Annotated in this window: 15 protein-coding genes; 10 read left to right on the top strand and 5 right to left on the bottom strand. The window is 46.7% G+C overall.

What is annotated here, in order from left to right; genetic code table 11:
* The first annotated feature begins 93 nt into the window (after positions 1–93).
* The 7 genes from FHS68_RS26470 to FHS68_RS18535 all read left to right on the top strand — a co-directional run bounded on the left by FHS68_RS26470 (position 94) and on the right by FHS68_RS18535 (position 7,495).
* Complete coding sequence (locus tag FHS68_RS26470; protein ID WP_310588600.1) at positions 94–588, top strand: RagB/SusD family nutrient uptake outer membrane protein; 495 nt, start codon at positions 94–96, stop codon at positions 586–588.
* Complete coding sequence (locus FHS68_RS26795; RefSeq protein WP_374757524.1) at positions 584–742, top strand: RagB/SusD family nutrient uptake outer membrane protein; 159 nt, start codon at positions 584–586, stop codon at positions 740–742. The genes FHS68_RS26470 and FHS68_RS26795 overlap by 5 nt, the downstream gene beginning before the upstream one ends.
* A gap of 101 nt (positions 743–843) precedes the next feature.
* A complete protein-coding gene (locus FHS68_RS18555) occupies positions 844–1,605 on the top strand; it encodes an SDR family oxidoreductase (protein ID WP_167273050.1) in 762 nt (253 codons plus the stop codon).
* A gap of 70 nt (positions 1,606–1,675) precedes the next feature.
* The gene (locus FHS68_RS18550; RefSeq protein ID WP_229211954.1) at positions 1,676–3,010 is read left to right on the top strand and encodes a right-handed parallel beta-helix repeat-containing protein; all 1,335 of its coding nucleotides are present in this window, start codon (positions 1,676–1,678) and stop codon (positions 3,008–3,010) included.
* A gap of 18 nt (positions 3,011–3,028) precedes the next feature.
* Positions 3,029–4,525, top strand: coding sequence for a glycoside hydrolase family 28 protein (locus tag FHS68_RS18545; protein WP_167273047.1), 1,497 nt, complete (start codon positions 3,029–3,031; stop codon positions 4,523–4,525).
* Between the two features lie 2 nt (positions 4,526–4,527).
* On the top strand, positions 4,528–6,702 hold the full coding sequence (locus FHS68_RS18540; protein WP_167273044.1) for a formylglycine-generating enzyme family protein: 2,175 nt from the start codon (positions 4,528–4,530) through the stop codon (positions 6,700–6,702).
* Positions 6,703–6,718: 16 nt separating this feature from the next.
* Positions 6,719–7,495: a ThuA domain-containing protein gene (locus tag FHS68_RS18535; protein WP_167273029.1), complete on the top strand. Its 777-nt coding sequence runs from the start codon at positions 6,719–6,721 to the stop codon at positions 7,493–7,495.
* Between the two features lie 71 nt (positions 7,496–7,566).
* On the opposite strand, the gene FHS68_RS18530 is transcribed toward FHS68_RS18535, so the two are convergent.
* From FHS68_RS18530 to FHS68_RS18510, 5 genes are all read right to left on the bottom strand, one after another.
* Complete coding sequence (locus FHS68_RS18530) at positions 7,567–7,791, bottom strand: hypothetical protein (protein ID WP_167273027.1); 225 nt, start codon at positions 7,789–7,791, stop codon at positions 7,567–7,569.
* A gap of 305 nt (positions 7,792–8,096) precedes the next feature.
* Positions 8,097–8,420: a HigA family addiction module antitoxin gene (locus tag FHS68_RS18525; protein ID WP_167273024.1), complete on the bottom strand. Its 324-nt coding sequence runs from the start codon at positions 8,418–8,420 to the stop codon at positions 8,097–8,099.
* 15 nt (positions 8,421–8,435) lie between these two features.
* On the bottom strand, positions 8,436–8,540 hold the full coding sequence (locus FHS68_RS18520; protein WP_167273423.1) for a type II toxin-antitoxin system RelE/ParE family toxin: 105 nt from the start codon (positions 8,538–8,540) through the stop codon (positions 8,436–8,438).
* Positions 8,541–8,767: 227 nt separating this feature from the next.
* A complete protein-coding gene (locus FHS68_RS18515) occupies positions 8,768–9,190 on the bottom strand; it encodes a helix-turn-helix domain-containing protein (RefSeq protein ID WP_167273021.1) in 423 nt (140 codons plus the stop codon).
* Between the two features lie 103 nt (positions 9,191–9,293).
* Positions 9,294–10,190 (bottom strand): AraC family transcriptional regulator, encoded by an 897-nt coding sequence (locus tag FHS68_RS18510; protein WP_167273019.1) that lies wholly within the window; start codon positions 10,188–10,190, stop codon positions 9,294–9,296.
* Between the two features lie 150 nt (positions 10,191–10,340).
* Between FHS68_RS18510 and FHS68_RS18505 the strand changes: the two genes are divergently transcribed.
* The 3 genes from FHS68_RS18505 to FHS68_RS18495 are packed head-to-tail and all read left to right on the top strand — an operon-like array spanning position 10,341 to position 14,720.
* On the top strand, positions 10,341–12,461 hold the full coding sequence (locus FHS68_RS18505) for an alpha-galactosidase (protein ID WP_167273016.1): 2,121 nt from the start codon (positions 10,341–10,343) through the stop codon (positions 12,459–12,461).
* A gap of 24 nt (positions 12,462–12,485) precedes the next feature.
* On the top strand, positions 12,486–13,337 hold the full coding sequence (locus tag FHS68_RS18500) for a phytanoyl-CoA dioxygenase family protein (protein ID WP_167273014.1): 852 nt from the start codon (positions 12,486–12,488) through the stop codon (positions 13,335–13,337).
* A gap of 6 nt (positions 13,338–13,343) precedes the next feature.
* Entirely contained in the window at positions 13,344–14,720 is a 1,377-nt protein-coding gene (locus FHS68_RS18495) for a sugar porter family MFS transporter (RefSeq protein ID WP_167273011.1), read from the top strand.
* Positions 14,721–14,767: the final 47 nt, after the last annotated feature.

The raw sequence follows: 14,767 nt of genomic DNA, 5'->3' as shown, positions 1-14,767 counted from the left end.
TGCTCATTCATACTAAAAGAGAATACTGTTTCAATCAGGCCGAAAACAGGCTCCGGTCTGTGAAAAGCGGCATCTGAAGCTGCAAAGGCAGTAATCGACGCCGATGCGCTTCCAAATCTGGGGAATTACAAATCGCTTTTTAATACCTTCAACAACAACGAAATTATTTTTACCAGACGCAACGGCGCCAGCAACCAGTTTGAAAAGAACAAATCCCCGATCGGCTTCAACCTCGGGCTCAGCGGCAATACGCCTTCACAGGACCTGGTAGACGCATACGAAGTGAAGGTCAATGCGACTACGGCTGTGAAGTTTAACTGGAATGATCCGGCAATGGCTGCTAACCCCTATGCGAACCGCGATCCGCGTCTTGCTATGTCTATCATTACCAATAACAGCACATTCGGCACGCCGCAGCGGAAAGTGCGGCTCTGGGCGGGCGGTTTGGACGCAAGGCCAATTATCGATGCTTCCAAAACGGGCTACTATCTGCGAAAATACCAGATCGAAAGCCTTAACCTGCTCAATAACAATACCGGCGTGCACAGCTGGATTATCATCCGCTACCCTGAGATCTACCTGAATTAGGCAGAAGCGCTCAACGAATGGCAACGACAGCACTTTTACTTATATACCTACCAAAGTAGAAGATCGGGTCTTTACACCCAAAATGTATCTCTATCCCATTCCGCAGGGGGAGATCAGTATTTCAGGTGCTTTGGTACAGAATCCTTTATGGTAGGATGATCCTGGGATGATGACGGAATAGTCGCAGCTATGAACAGAGAAGAGGCAAATAAACTGTAAATTGTTCATTGAAATCGACTTTTAACCACTCGGCGCATGAACCTTTCTAGTAATACGATATTGATCACAGGCGGTGCCTCCGGGATTGGGCTTGAACTGGCCGAAGCATTTTTAAAAGAGGGGAACGAGGTGATCATTTGCGGCAGAAGGGAAAGTTTGTTGCAAGATGTAAAAACGAAATATCCTCAGTTGCACATCAAGCAAGTGGATTTGTCCGTGTCGGATGAGCGTAAGAGCTTCGCGCAATGGCTGATCCGGGATTTTCCGAAGTTAAACATCCTGGTAAACAACGCCGGTATCCAACGGGAATTCCGGGTTGACCAGGACAATTTGGCGGAGGTGTTTGAAAATGAAAATGAGATCGAGACTAACTTCACTGCGCCAGTTCATCTCACATTTTTGCTATTACCACACTTAATGAGTCAGGCCGATGCGGCGATTGTAAACATTTCCTCCGGTTTGGGTTTGGTACCGCTGGCGATCATGCCTGTTTACAGCGCGACAAAGGCGGCCATGATTTCATTTACAAAATCTCTCCGGCACCAGTTGCAGAATAGCCGGGTGAAAGTGTTCGATGTGGTTCCCCCGATTGTAGACACCGATCTGGATAAAGGGGCGCGGGACCGGCGAGGGCAAACCAATAAAGGTATTCAGCCTGCGCAGGTTGTCAAAGAGACATTAAAGGCCATGAAGGCTGATCAGCTCGATGTTGCTGTGGGGATGGTGAAAATGTTAAAGATTGGTTCCAGGATTACCCCGTCCGGCTTTTTTGCAATCATGAATAAAAAGGCCCGATGAGTTCCGCCGGGCGGTAAGAGTTTATTGGGACGATTTTAAGCTTTGGAAAAATAAACAACCATAAATGACGATGAAGAATTTTACCGCTTGCATGCTATTAGCCATGTTTTTTTTCAAAACAGCATTTGCAGCCAATTACTATGTTTCACCGAATGGCAATGATCAAAACAATGGTAAATCCGAGGCCAAGGCATTTCGTACCATTCAGAAAGGAGCTGATATTGCCGAGGGCGGCGACACGGTTTTTGTCATGAACGGGACATACCATTCCACTTCCGGAGCCATATTGAACGTAAAGAAGTCCGGAAAGGCCGGTGCTTACATTACATTCAAGGCGCTGAAAGGGCATAAGCCCAAAATTACGGCTTCCGGAAACGTCTGGAATGCAGTGGCTATCAACAGTTCTTACATTGTGCTGGAAGGGCTGGAACTGGCGGGCAACAATGCCAATCTTACCTACGAAGGCGCGATGGCCGTTTACAACGAGCATATCAATGGAGGAAAAAACTACCCCTATTATGCCGGGTATAATACCAACGCGATCACAATTGGCGGCCCCAAAAAAGAATCCAGATTTCCGCATCACGTCGCGATCCGGCATTGTACCGCGCACGATTTTCCCGGCGGCGGCATTAACGCCATTCAGGCAGACTATGTCATGATCGAAAACAATGTGGTTTTCAACAATGCCTGGTACATGATGTATGCAGGCAGCGGGATCAGCATTCTGACACCGTATAACAGTGATAGAATTGCTACCTACAAAAACTTTATTCGCAACAACATTGTCAGCAACAATAAAACCACTGTTCCCTGGGTCCAGCTAAAAAGGCTGAGCGACGGGAATGGGATCATTATTGATGTAAACCAGCACGCTTACAGTAATCAGGATGCACCTGCACCAACTGCCGAGGAGGCTTATACAGGCCGGACATTGGTTGAAAACAATGTCAGTTTCAATAACGGCGGGTCGGGAATTCATTCGTTCAAGGCCGACCATGTGGATATCATTAATAACACGGCCTATCACAATGGTACGGTGATGAATTACCCGGATATTTTCACCAACCAGTGCCACGACGTAAAGATCATCAACAACATTATGTATGCGCGGGAGGGCGGTCAGTGCAATTCTATGCCGAAAAATCCGACGGAGATTTATGCTAATAACATTTATTTCAATGGCAAAGTGGGTTTTAAGGGTGAAGGCGACATCGAGGCCGATCCACAATTCGTCCGTCCGTCGACAGATTATGCGAATGCAGATTTTAAGGTAAAAAAAGGCAGTCCGGCTATCGATCAGGGAAATCAGGTTAAAGGTCTTTACAGTCAGAGAGATATCCTGGGTAATAGCCGGCCAAAGGGAGCGGCACCAGATCGCGGCGCTTACGAATGTATGGATTGACAATAATTAATTAGAAGTATGAAAATCAGGATCCTTTTTTGCGGGCTTTTGGTGATGCTGGCGTCGCTGCAAATCAGCGCCCAGCAATATAATATCACTGACTTCGGTGCCAAAACGGACAGTACATTTCTCAATACCCAGGCTATTCAGTCCGCTATTGACCGGTGTTTTGCCGGGGGCGGTGGAGAGGTAGTGGTGCCAGCCGGTCGCTATTTTACCGGCACCATTTTCCTCAAATCCAATGTATACCTGAACCTGATGCCAGGGGCTGTGCTACAAGGAAGTTATGATCCGGCAGACTACCCTGACCATTCGATCCTGGCCGCGAAAAAGTTTGGCACCATCACCCACAATGGGCTGTATGTGGAAAGCATGAAGGCGATTGTTATCGCGAACGGTGCGGCGCATACCGGCATTTATGGAATGGGAGCCATACGGGGTGCTGGCGATGGAAAGGCATTTCAATTGGGGCTGAATAAAGATGGCAGGCCGAAAAATCTGTTTTTTATCAGCTGTACCGATGTTCTGCTCAAAGGCATTCAGGTACTCAATTCGGCACAAGTTACCATTTCTATTTCTGGTTGTGAGCGAGTCAATGTCGATGGCATTTACCTTCGAAGCATGTCCAATTGGAACTGCGATGGTTTGGATATGGACGCAAAGGATGTTACAATCTCTAATTGCACCATTGATGCCGAGGATGACGCGCTTTGTTTTAAAAGTGAGTATCTGGACAAATTCTGCGAAAATATCACGGTCACCAACTGCATACTCTCATCACTGTGCAACGGAATTAAGTTTGGTACCGGCTCGCGGACAGGCTTTCGCAACATCACAGTAAACAATTGCATCGTAAAAAAAGCCTCGTTCAATGGGTACCGTCACTGGAAAATGACGCCGGATCTGGTGGATCATCCCGACGAGCAGAGTGTGAATACGGGCATTGTCATTCTGGGTGTGGACGGGGGAGTTGTTGAAAACATTAATATCTCGAATGTTGTCATGTCAGACGTGCTTAGTCCGATCTTCATCCGCGTTGGGGGACGGTTTATGAATCCTGATAAAAAGCCTTCCGTCATGCGGCACATCAACATACAGAATATCCATGCAGAAAGCAGGAGCGTCATTCCATCTATCATTGCCGGTTTGGAAGGCAGCCCTGTGGAGGATATCCGTCTTTCCGATATTCAGGTTAAAGTCCGGATCGCTGTAAATGCCGACCTTCTCAAAACTTTTCCGTCACAAATAAAGGAAGACGTGAAAGGCTACCCGGAAAACCGTCTGACATTTGGTACCAGGTTGCCTGCGAGTGGGTTTTATATCAGGAATGCAAAAGGAATCACCCTATCCAATGTATCGGTGACACTTCCTGATGATGAGGCGCGGCCAACTTTTGTAATGGATCACGTACAAGGTATTGAATTGAAAAACGTAGAAGTAAATGGCCGAAAATTAAATGGCGATAAAAAAGATGTTTCCCAGTCTGGAAGCTTAAATGTAAATATTGAGAAGTAAACATGTTAAAATATAAGCCGCTTTTTCTTTCCTTATTTTTTTCTTTTTTCCTGATCACCGCGGGCTGGTCGCAGGTGAGCAAGTCCCAGGGGCTCACCACAAGACATTACCAGCTGATCGAAGCACCCACTGGCCCCGAGAAATGGGATGCCTGGCGAAATGAGCTCAGAGCCTGGAAGGATTCCACGCTGCGGCATTTGAACTACAAGGACGAAAATTACCGCAACCCTGACTTCAAATGGGCTTCCAATGCGTATTCAACCTTCTTTTTGATGGCCAATGAAAAGACTCTTTACGATCGGAACGGGAATTTCGACATTCGGGCTTGTCTGCGAAAGTATGAAGATGAATACGGCGGCGTGGACGTAGTGGTGCTGTGGCCGACTTATCCCCAGCTGGGTTTCGACGACCGAACACAATTCGACTTCTACCGGAATTTGCCCGGCGGAATCAATGGTTTGAAAAAACTTTCCGCGGAGCTGCATGCGATGGGCAAAAAGCTAATGATCGCCTACAATCCCTGGGACAACATTGCCAGAAAGCAGGGGATCCGGGATGAGGACGAACTGCTAAAAATGGTGAAGGAAGTAGGCGCTGACGGTGTGTACCTGGATACGATTTCGATTGTAGACGGTTTTTTTGATGATTTACAAAAAGCTAAAAAAGGTGCCATATTCCAGTCTGAGATTCCTATCAACCCCGAAGCATTGAACCTGGTACACCAGTCGTGGCTGGAAGTGGGTTGGAATGAAAAATACAAAAACCTGGAATTTGGCGAAGTGCCGCACCTGGTACGGAACCGCTGGCTGGAACAAAAACACATGATATACCGGCTATCACGGTTCAGTCATGAACAATCAACACTCATTCAAAATGCATGGGTCAATGGCTGCGGACTCGTGATCTGGGAGAATGTGTTTGGGACGGTAAACCCATTGAACCCGCGTGACAAGTACTATTACAAAGCTATACTGCCCGTCCTGCGTCAATACACTCCTTTTTTTACAGAAGGCGAATGGACACCGCTTTTTCCAATCAAGTTAAACCGCGTATTTGCTTCTGAGTGGAAGCTGGGGACTAAAACACTTTGGACGGTCATCAACCGGCAGGAGCAGGGGACGGTCGGGAAGCTTTTTGAGCAGGAGTATGTGAAAGGAATGCGGTATTTCGATCTCATTAGCGGAGCTGAAATATTGACCACCCTGGAAGAAGGAAAAGTCAGTATCTACGCAGATTTCAAGCCCAAAGCCATAGCCGGAATACTGGGTATTCCTGAGGACGAATGCTCTCCGGAATTCTACGCGTTCCTGAAAAAACAAGCTGTCGAGTTTGAGAAGGCAGATTTCAGTACAGCATTTGCGCTTCCAGCGCATACACTCAAACCAGTCAATGCGACTGAGAAATACAAAGTAAGCCTGATCCCGAAGGAAATGTCCCGTATTCCTGTATCTGCGGATTCTGTCAATATGACTTTTGCCTTTCGCCAGCGGGAATGTGGCTTTTACCCGATCGGTAATTATGTGGATTATTCGTACAGCCAAACCCGGAATGAGATCACGACCGGGAAAGTATCTCTTAGATTGCAGCCGTTTGCAATGGACAAAAAGCTGGTAACCAATGCGCAGTTTGCTATTTTCCTGAAAGCATCCGGCTACAAACCCGAGCATCCGGAAAATTTCCTCAAACATTGGAAAGATGGCAAGCCTTCCAAAGGACTGGAGAATCATCCGGTAACATATGTTGATCTCCACGACGCGCGCGCTTATGCCAAATGGGCAAAGAAGCGACTACCCACCGAAGCCGAGTGGCAATGGGCTGCGCAGAATGGGCAGGAGGCAACGGCTTATCCCTGGGGGAACGCGTTGGACTCAACCTTGGTCAATACAGGACAATGGTCGGCTACAACGCCAGTTACGCAATTCGAAAAAGGCAAAACAAAAACAGGCCTTTACGACATGAGCGGGAACGTGTGGCAAATGACCGAAAGCGAACGTACCGACGGATATAACGATTATTGTATTTTGCGGGGCGGCGCCTGGTATATCAACCGGGCTTCCGAGTGGTATGCCGATCAGGGCGCTCAGAAAACCAATTTCGGCGCGAAGTACCTGCTCACCTGGCCGGGACTGGACCGTTGTGCAACCGTCGGATTTCGTTGCGTGGCGGACATGGAATAGTAACTTAAAAAGCAAAATGAAAAAGACATTCTTTATGCTATTGGTATCGACTTTGACCATCTGCCGGGGTTATGGACAGCAGGTGCTGATTGTGGCGGACGAAATTCCAGCCATGGAAGTACTCGCCGGGGCATTGAAAGATTATGAAAATCTGGACAGTAAAATCGTGGTGCAGTCTGAAATGCCAGCCTCGCTTACTGGCTTTCGTGCGGTTGTGATTTATATTCACAAAGACCTTGACCCGGACGCCGAGAGGGCCTTTATTGACTATACTCAAAATGGCGGGCGGCTCATTTGTCTTCACCATTCGGTGAGTTCGATGAAAAGGAAAAATGCGTCATGGTTTACATTTCTTGACCTGGATCTGCCAACTGGAGAGGTGGAATCTGGCGGATATAAGTATGTCGGCGACATTGATATGATTGTCGTAAACCTTGCGCCGAAACATTTCATCACCACGAACAAAATCCGCTACGATTCAACTTTTTCCTTCACACCAGACGTACGGAAAAAGGAAGAAAAGAGAGACGGTTTCGTATTGTCCAGAACAGAAGCATTTCTGAACCACAATTTGCATGTGAACCCCGCCAGAACGATATTGCTGGGGATGATCATGCAGGACAAAAGTGGCAAAAAGTGGATGCAAAGCCGATCGGCCTGGTACATGCCTGCTGGAAAAGGCTGGATTTTTTACAGCCAGCCCGGACACGCCGTCAGCGATTTTGAAAACCAGCACTACGCCCGTATCGTGACAAATATGGTTGTTTTTGAGACTGGGAAGAGGGGGCGTTAATGGATTGTGGGAATTATAGTTTCCTAATATCTATGTCGCTGATCTTACTAACTGTTGGTTGAAGTATCTTGTTAAGATAATGTTCCTGAGCTTGTATTAATGAATTGGCTCATTGTAATGATTTTTGTATTCTGATACTCACTTACAACTAATAAATCTTCATCTCCAGTAATTATGTAATAAGCTTTTTGGTTTTTTTCATTTCGGTACGCATTGATTTCATCCTGGATCTCTTGGGAAGACATTTCTACATCAGGCAATTCTGCGTCGAGTTCTTCAAAGAGTTGATCAATCATGCGATCCTGTATTTTTTTGCAATAGATAGCCGCGCCTTTGCCGGGAAGGCCTCAAAGGTCTTTATGAATTCGGTCTGTGTCATTGCAATACCTGTTCTCATTTCCCTCAATTTTATCATACAGCAATCTAAGTTGCTAGAAAAATCATTGTCATCGAAACACAATATGATTTCCATGCTGATTGTCAGCTATTTCCCAATCAACCGCTCCAACCGCCCCATCATCTTCTTCGACATCAGCTCATTCAAATACTCAATGAAATCAAACAATCTCTCTATTCTCTGAGGTAACATAATTTGCGATGTTTATGCAGGCTGCAACGCCTTCGGTTGCCATATTGCACGAATTTTAGATGCGTCTACACGCTTCCTCGCCTGTGCAAGATCATAATTTTTCTGTACGGCTAACCAAAACTCGGCATCCGTGTTAGGGAATGCCGCACCTAAACGGATTGCCATTTCTGGCGACACCGCAGACTTTCCATTGATAATTGCAGACAGCGTTTTACGGGTTGTCCCCAATACTGCGGCAACCTGCTCAACTGTAAGTTTTTGCCCTATTTCCTCAAAAATCCCGTCAAGGGTTTCTCGAATAAGTTCGCCCGCATGGGCTGGATCAAATAAAGCCATAATAGTACCTCCTGTTTAGTGATAATCTACATCTGCAGCGTTCTCTCCAACAAAACGAAAGATAATACGCCAGTTTCCTGATACTCTGACCGAATAAAATCCTTTTAGATCGCCTCTCAGAGCAGAAAAATACTAAAATACCCACTGGCTTACGTCATTGGAATCCGCGTAGCCGCAGAGCGGCTTCCTGTTTATAGAGAAGTATATATCAAGTTTATTGCAAGGCCCCAGCGGGGCCTCCTGATTTATTTCCAATTCCAAGGAGGCCCCGATGGAGCCAAAAATTTATGATCTTTGATTTTTTTTCTATAAACAGTTAGCTCCTCCGGAGCTTTAAGCTGTTTTTTCTACTTCCCAATCAACCGCTCCAACCGCCCCATCATCTCATCTTTCTCCTTCAACATCCGCTCATACAAAGCAATCTTCTCCTCATGAAGTTGTATCATTTTGTCAATTGGATGGATTGTAGAGTTATTAAAAACAGAGGCTGGTTGAGCACAATTGTCGAAAGTATTATTTGATATTATGTTGATTGCCTGTTGTTCATCAAAATTCCTTATCGCCTCAGCAGGAATCTTCAAAATAGCAGCAACCTGCTCCAAAATATCCGAATCAATCTTTTCCCTCTGTTCGAGCAACGAGACTTTTTGCTGGTTCCAATCTTCGCCGAGCTCGAATGCGAGGTGATCTTGTTTGATCGAGAGCATTTCCCGAAATCGTTTGAGATTCCGGCCTTCGTGGATCTTTGGATTGGAGGTAGTATGTGCCATGTGGAAAGGGTGTTTGGTTAAAAAAGCAATTTATGTAAATATGTCGGGAAGTGTAGGGATAATTTACGGGGGTTTCCAGGTAAAGTACAGGCATCATTCATGGCTAATGCACGTCCGTCCCCTTGTTTTTCCTGTAATGCACCGGTGAAACGCCCATCTGTTGTTTAAACAATCTTGAAAAATAAAACGGATCGTCAATTCCGATCCGGGAGGCTACTTCATTGATGCGAAGATCGCTGAAATGGAGTAGCTGGCATGCTTTCTGGATCCTGAGATGGTTGAAATATTCAATCGGCGCATAGCCCGTATCCTGTTTGAATTTTCTTGAAAAAAAAGAGATCGAAAGATGTGCCGACTGGGCAATATTATCCAGTGTAATGGCGTGGGAAAGATTATCCTGCATAAATTTTACAGCACGATCGGTAGCATTGATCTGGGGTGTGATGTTATTGTTGTGGCTAAAATGCTCCGGCGCGATGAATGTGGACAGGTAGTAGGGCAATGACAGGTTGGCGAGCAGCAGGTTGGCGGCACTGTACCCTTTCAAAAACGTGGTCGCGATCTGTTTGAACACCACATTACGCTCATCCGAAAAACCTACCTGAACAGCCCGAAATGGTTGATTTTCCGAACCCATGATCGCATAGGCAGCATCATTTCCCTGACTTCCATTTAAATGAAACCAATAAATACTCCAAGGGTTTTTTGCATCAGCGCCATAAGAATGGGGTATTCCTGTTGGAATGACGAATAATTCACCCGCTTGCATGTTGATATTTTCGTCCTCGATCCGGATCCAGCCTTTTCCATCCGTACAGTAGAGCAGGATCACCTGCGAAATACCGGCTGGTCGCTGGTAATAGTGGTGTAATGCTTTGGGATAGAAGCCCATACGGGAAATGAACAGCGACCGGATGAGCGGAAGTTCCTCACAATTTGTAACGGCCATTTTCGGAACCTCAATGATCAATTCTCCCTCAAAACCTCTGCTTTTCCTCATCACGCTGTACGAATTTATCCAAATGGCTTACTTAAAATCAAAGGTATAATAATCCATGTTTAGAGTAAAATCGTTCAGTTGATTTTTCCCGGAATAGATGAATTTTGAATGGTAATAGTACAACTGTAAAAGATTTGAAAATCGCTGCTTATGGCCGGGAAAACCAAGCTGTTCTTATTTATATGTTATTTAATCATCTCAACAAACCTCTCCGCTCAGGACATTTACGCAAAATGGACCGCTTCTGAGCTGATCCTTAACAACGGACTTGTAAAGAGGCTGATCCAGCTGCCTGCATCTGGTGGGCATTACTTCACTTCTGAGTACAAACCCGTGGAGGGCGATTTTAAATATTTTGATAAAAAAAGCCCGGAATTTCAGTTTGAGATCAATAGTAAAGTCTACTCCGGGCTGGGTGATTGGACTTTAAAGAATATTGAGAAGATCACAGATGTAAAGTTGGGAAATGGCGCTGCGGTGACACTTTTGAGCAGTAACCATCTGGTGGAGGTTACAGTTAGCTACTTACTGTATCCCGATTTACCCGTTATCCGTAAACACCTCGCTATTAAAAATCTTTCAGACAAGGATGTCCAGCTGGAATCTGTTGATATTGAGAAGTTTAAAGTCACGCCTTACCATGCAACTACATTCAGCTGGATTTGTCACGATTACGGACGTCGTCGTTCTATTGGCCCGTATGATGGCAATATGCAGGATGCATTGGTGACTGTGCATAACAGTGACTGGCAGCAGGGGATTGTCATTGGAAATGAAGCGTCGGGTGTAGTGAAACATACCTCTGCATTTTGGGACGAACCCGTGATCCTGAGCGGTCTGACCCACAAAGATGCCCGCTATCCATTTCGCAAATACATTCGGAAGGGCGAATCCTTCGTGACGCCGCAGGTTTTTACCATGGTCTACAACAATCACAGAGACCCGGATGAGATACTGAACACCACTGTACCTGATTTCGTAAGAAAACACATGGGCATAAGGTTATGCGAACTGGCGCAGAAGCCGACGTTCGTTTACAACACCTGGATGCCTTTTCGCAAAAATATCAACGAAAAGCTGGTGATGGAGCTTGCAAAGGCAGCCGCAGATGCCGGAATGAAGGAATTCATCATCGATGACGGCTGGGCCGATAACTATGGCGACTGGCTCATTGACAAGAAAAAATTTCCCAATGGTTTGAAGCCGGTCTTTGACTATATCAAATCGCTGGGCATGAAGCCGGGGCTCTGGGTCAGCGTAGGCAGCGCATCGCCTGACAGTAAAGTCTACAAAGCGCACCCGGAGTGGTTTGTGCTGGATGAAAAGCAGCAGCCTGCCAACCTGCACGAAGATGACCTCAATATGCGGACAGCCTGCTTTGGTACGCCTTGGCGTGGATACATCAAAGATGTGTTGCTCAAACTGGCCCTGGAATACGGCCTGGAATATTTGAAACTGGATTTTACGGTCGTTACCAGCACTTACCGATTTGGTAATAAGGTAACGGGCTGTTATGCAAAGGGCCATCCGGGGCATCGCGACCATCACGAATCGCTGTATGCCAATTACGAAGAGGTATGGAAGCTTTTTGACGAGCTTCATGTGGCCAAACCGTCGCTCTTTATCGATTGTACTTTTGAAACGATGGGCGGGCTGCAGCTGATCGACTACGCCATGCTCAAACATGCCGAAGGTGATTGGCTCTCCAATTTTTACGGGCCGGGAACACACGTTGACTTGCGGGTGCGAAACATGGCATGGTGGCGTTCGCCGGCTGTGCCAGCAACGGCTTTGGTAATCGGAAATCCAGAAATGCAGGACGAGGGTTGGGCATTACACATTAAATCACTGGCAGGCGCATTGCCTATTATGTTGGGCGATCCCAGAAAACTGTCCGGCGACGACCTGAAAAAGTATCGGGGGTATGCCGATTGGCTGCAATTAATGGAAAACCGGCATCAAATCATGACCTACCGACAGGATTTGCCGGGTTTTGGCGAACCCAAAGAAGGTGCTTGGGACGGGTTTCAGCGGATTAATACAGAGTCCAAATCCGGGGGCACCATCGGCGTATTCCGGCAGGGCGGTACGGATCGGGAGCGGCAGGTGACTATCCAATATCTGGATCCCGCCAAACGATACCGGATTGTGGAGGCGCTGACTGAAAAGGACGTTGCCTCGGGAACGGGAAAAGAGCTGGCTCAATCCGGGTTCAATGTAAAGCTTGATGAATTATACGACGGAAAATTATTTGAAGTAACAGCAGAATAATCACGAAATTAAACATACAAGAACATGCCAAAGCAAACATTGACTACCGACCAGATTGAACAGTACAACATAGATGGCTATCTGATCGTCAGGGGATTTTACAATGCTGATGAAGTTGCCAAATTGTATTCCATTGCTATTGACGACAGCGCGATCAGCAAGCACGCGATCAATGTAAACGATAGCGCGGGCAAGCGCAGCAAGCTCTCGCTTTGGTACAAACCCGGCGATGATGTGTATGGATTACTGACTCGTGGCGAGACATTAGTTGCCGCTGTCGACCAGTTATTGGACAGCCAGCCAGGAAATGAGCAGCATTCGGTATGTCATTACCATTCCAAATTGATGCAGAAAGAACCCAAGGTGGGCGGGGCGTGGGAATGGCACCAGGATTATGGGTATTGGTATAAAAACGAATTCCTGCTGCCCGACCAGATGATGTCCGTAATGTTTGCAATCACTGACGCCAATGAGGAAAATGGCTGCCTGCAGGTCATTAAGGGATCTCACAAAATGGGTAGGGTGGAGCATGGCTTTTCGGGAGAACAGGTAGGTGCTTCGCAACGTTATGTGGATCTTGCATTGCAAACCATGGAGCGGGTGTATGTGGAGCTCAAAGCCGGTGATGTGCTGTTTTTTCATAGCAACATCCTGCACCGTTCCGAAGCCAACCTATCCGACAATCCACGCTGGTCAATGATATCGTGTTACAATCGATCTACAAACATTGGTTACAATGAATCCTCTTCATCGTCGGCAAGCATCACACCGATTGAGATCGTACCGGACGAAGCACTGCTCACCTGGGATACTGCTGGCTTAGTCGAGGATGGAGCAGATTTTCTGAGTAAGGAGGGGGATGTATCTTTGAAGTGAGCTACTATGGCAGTTACAATAACGACCGGGCGTGATGTGAGTACCGGCAACTACGAAATCAACAAGGGTTACGTCTACCTCATCAGTACCATTGCGGCTTTGGGTGGGTTGTTGTTTGGGTTCGATCTGGTGATCATTTCCGGTACTGTTTCATTTTTTGCCGACCATTTTCGGCTTAGTGAGCTTGAAACGGGTTGGGCGGTGGGCTGCATTAATCTTGGTGCTGCGATCGGCGCTGTGATTGGGGGTAAGCTGAGCGAAACGCTGGGGCGAAAGAAGTTGCTGATGCTTTGTGCTGTACTTTTTGCATTAACCGGTGCAGGTACTGGTTGGGCTGGTTCGTTTCCACTTTTTGTGTTTTTCAGGATGCTGAGTGGAGTGGCGGTCGGTGCAGCTGCGCTGGTTTGCCCGATGTATGTAGCCGAAATTTCGCCTTCTGCCATGCGCGGCCGGATGGTGTCGTTTTACCAACTATCCATTGTGATTGGCATTTTATTAGCCTATCTGTCTAATTATCTGCTGCTTAATACGGGTGAAAATAACTGGCGCTGGATGTTTTCTTCTCAATCCGCGCCTTCATTGTTTTTCTTTTTTGGCTTGTTTTTTGTGTCCGAAAGTCCGCGCTGGCTTATTGGGAAAGGGAGAAATACGGAAGCAGACCAGATCCTGGCGCGGATCGGAGGGGCAAACTATGCCAGGGCGGAGTCGGATCAGATTACACTCAGTTTTGCAGAAAAGTCAGTTGCAAAGGTTTCTGACCTGTTCAAAAAGGACGTCTGGCATATTGTCTTCATCGGCATTGTGATCGCCGTATGTTCCCAGGCCGTTGGGCAGAACTCGCTGTTTTCCTACGCGCCTGAACTTTTCAAAAAGGCTGGTATGGCGCAGGATTCCGCGTTTTTACAGTCCATTATCATCGGGGTCATTAATTTTATATTCACCTTCATCGCCATTGCCACGATCGACCGTGCGGGCCGGAAAAAATTGCTTCAATACGGGTCATTTTTACTTTTTATAGATGCGCTGGCACTGTCGACTGCCTTTTATTTGCAGTTACCAGGCATTTGGGTGCTGATTTTCGTCCTTGCATTCATTGCCATTTATTCCGCTACACTGGGCCCCGTTACCTGGGTGGCATTGTCGGAGATCTTTCCTAACCGGATCCGTGGCAATGCATTGGCAATGGCAACCCTGGCTTTATGGATCGCCAATTTTTTCACTACTTCCCTTTTTCCGGTGATGAACAAGTATTTTGGTTTGTCGGCAACATTTTTGATCCATGCTCTAATTTGTCTTGCTTACTTTCTATTCGTCAGGACACGGGTACCTGAAACGAAGGGGCAATCCCTGGAAGAAATAGAAAGGTTATTGAGCAGGAAATAAGTAGGGTTACGCTACGAATGAAAACGAAGTCGCTTAGGCTTCTACCA

The sequence above is a fragment of the Dyadobacter arcticus genome, from assembly GCF_011762185.1.
GTDB lineage: Bacteria > Bacteroidota > Bacteroidia > Cytophagales > Spirosomataceae > Dyadobacter > Dyadobacter arcticus.
This window is presented reverse-complemented; position numbering and strand designations above follow the sequence as displayed.

Excerpts from the sequence above, each read along its gene's own strand:
- FHS68_RS18555 (WP_167273050.1), top strand. The coding sequence starts at position 844 with ATGAACCTTTCTAGTAATACGATATTGATCACAGGCGGTGCCTCCGGG.
- FHS68_RS18550 (WP_229211954.1), top strand. The coding sequence starts at position 1,676 with ATGAAGAATTTTACCGCTTGCATGCTATTAGCCATGTTTTTTTTCAAA.
- FHS68_RS18545 (WP_167273047.1), top strand. The coding sequence starts at position 3,029 with ATGAAAATCAGGATCCTTTTTTGCGGGCTTTTGGTGATGCTGGCGTCG.
- FHS68_RS18540 (WP_167273044.1), top strand. The coding sequence starts at position 4,528 with ATGTTAAAATATAAGCCGCTTTTTCTTTCCTTATTTTTTTCTTTTTTC.
- FHS68_RS18535 (WP_167273029.1), top strand. The coding sequence starts at position 6,719 with ATGAAAAAGACATTCTTTATGCTATTGGTATCGACTTTGACCATCTGC.
- FHS68_RS18530 (WP_167273027.1), bottom strand. The coding sequence starts at position 7,791 with ATGATTGATCAACTCTTTGAAGAACTCGACGCAGAATTGCCTGATGTA.
- FHS68_RS18525 (WP_167273024.1), bottom strand. The coding sequence starts at position 8,420 with ATGGCTTTATTTGATCCAGCCCATGCGGGCGAACTTATTCGAGAAACC.
- FHS68_RS18515 (WP_167273021.1), bottom strand. The coding sequence starts at position 9,190 with ATGGCACATACTACCTCCAATCCAAAGATCCACGAAGGCCGGAATCTC.
- FHS68_RS18510 (WP_167273019.1), bottom strand. The coding sequence starts at position 10,190 with ATGAGGAAAAGCAGAGGTTTTGAGGGAGAATTGATCATTGAGGTTCCG.
- FHS68_RS18505 (WP_167273016.1), top strand. The coding sequence starts at position 10,341 with ATGGCCGGGAAAACCAAGCTGTTCTTATTTATATGTTATTTAATCATC.
- FHS68_RS18500 (WP_167273014.1), top strand. The coding sequence starts at position 12,486 with ATGCCAAAGCAAACATTGACTACCGACCAGATTGAACAGTACAACATA.
- FHS68_RS18495 (WP_167273011.1), top strand. The coding sequence starts at position 13,344 with ATGGCAGTTACAATAACGACCGGGCGTGATGTGAGTACCGGCAACTAC.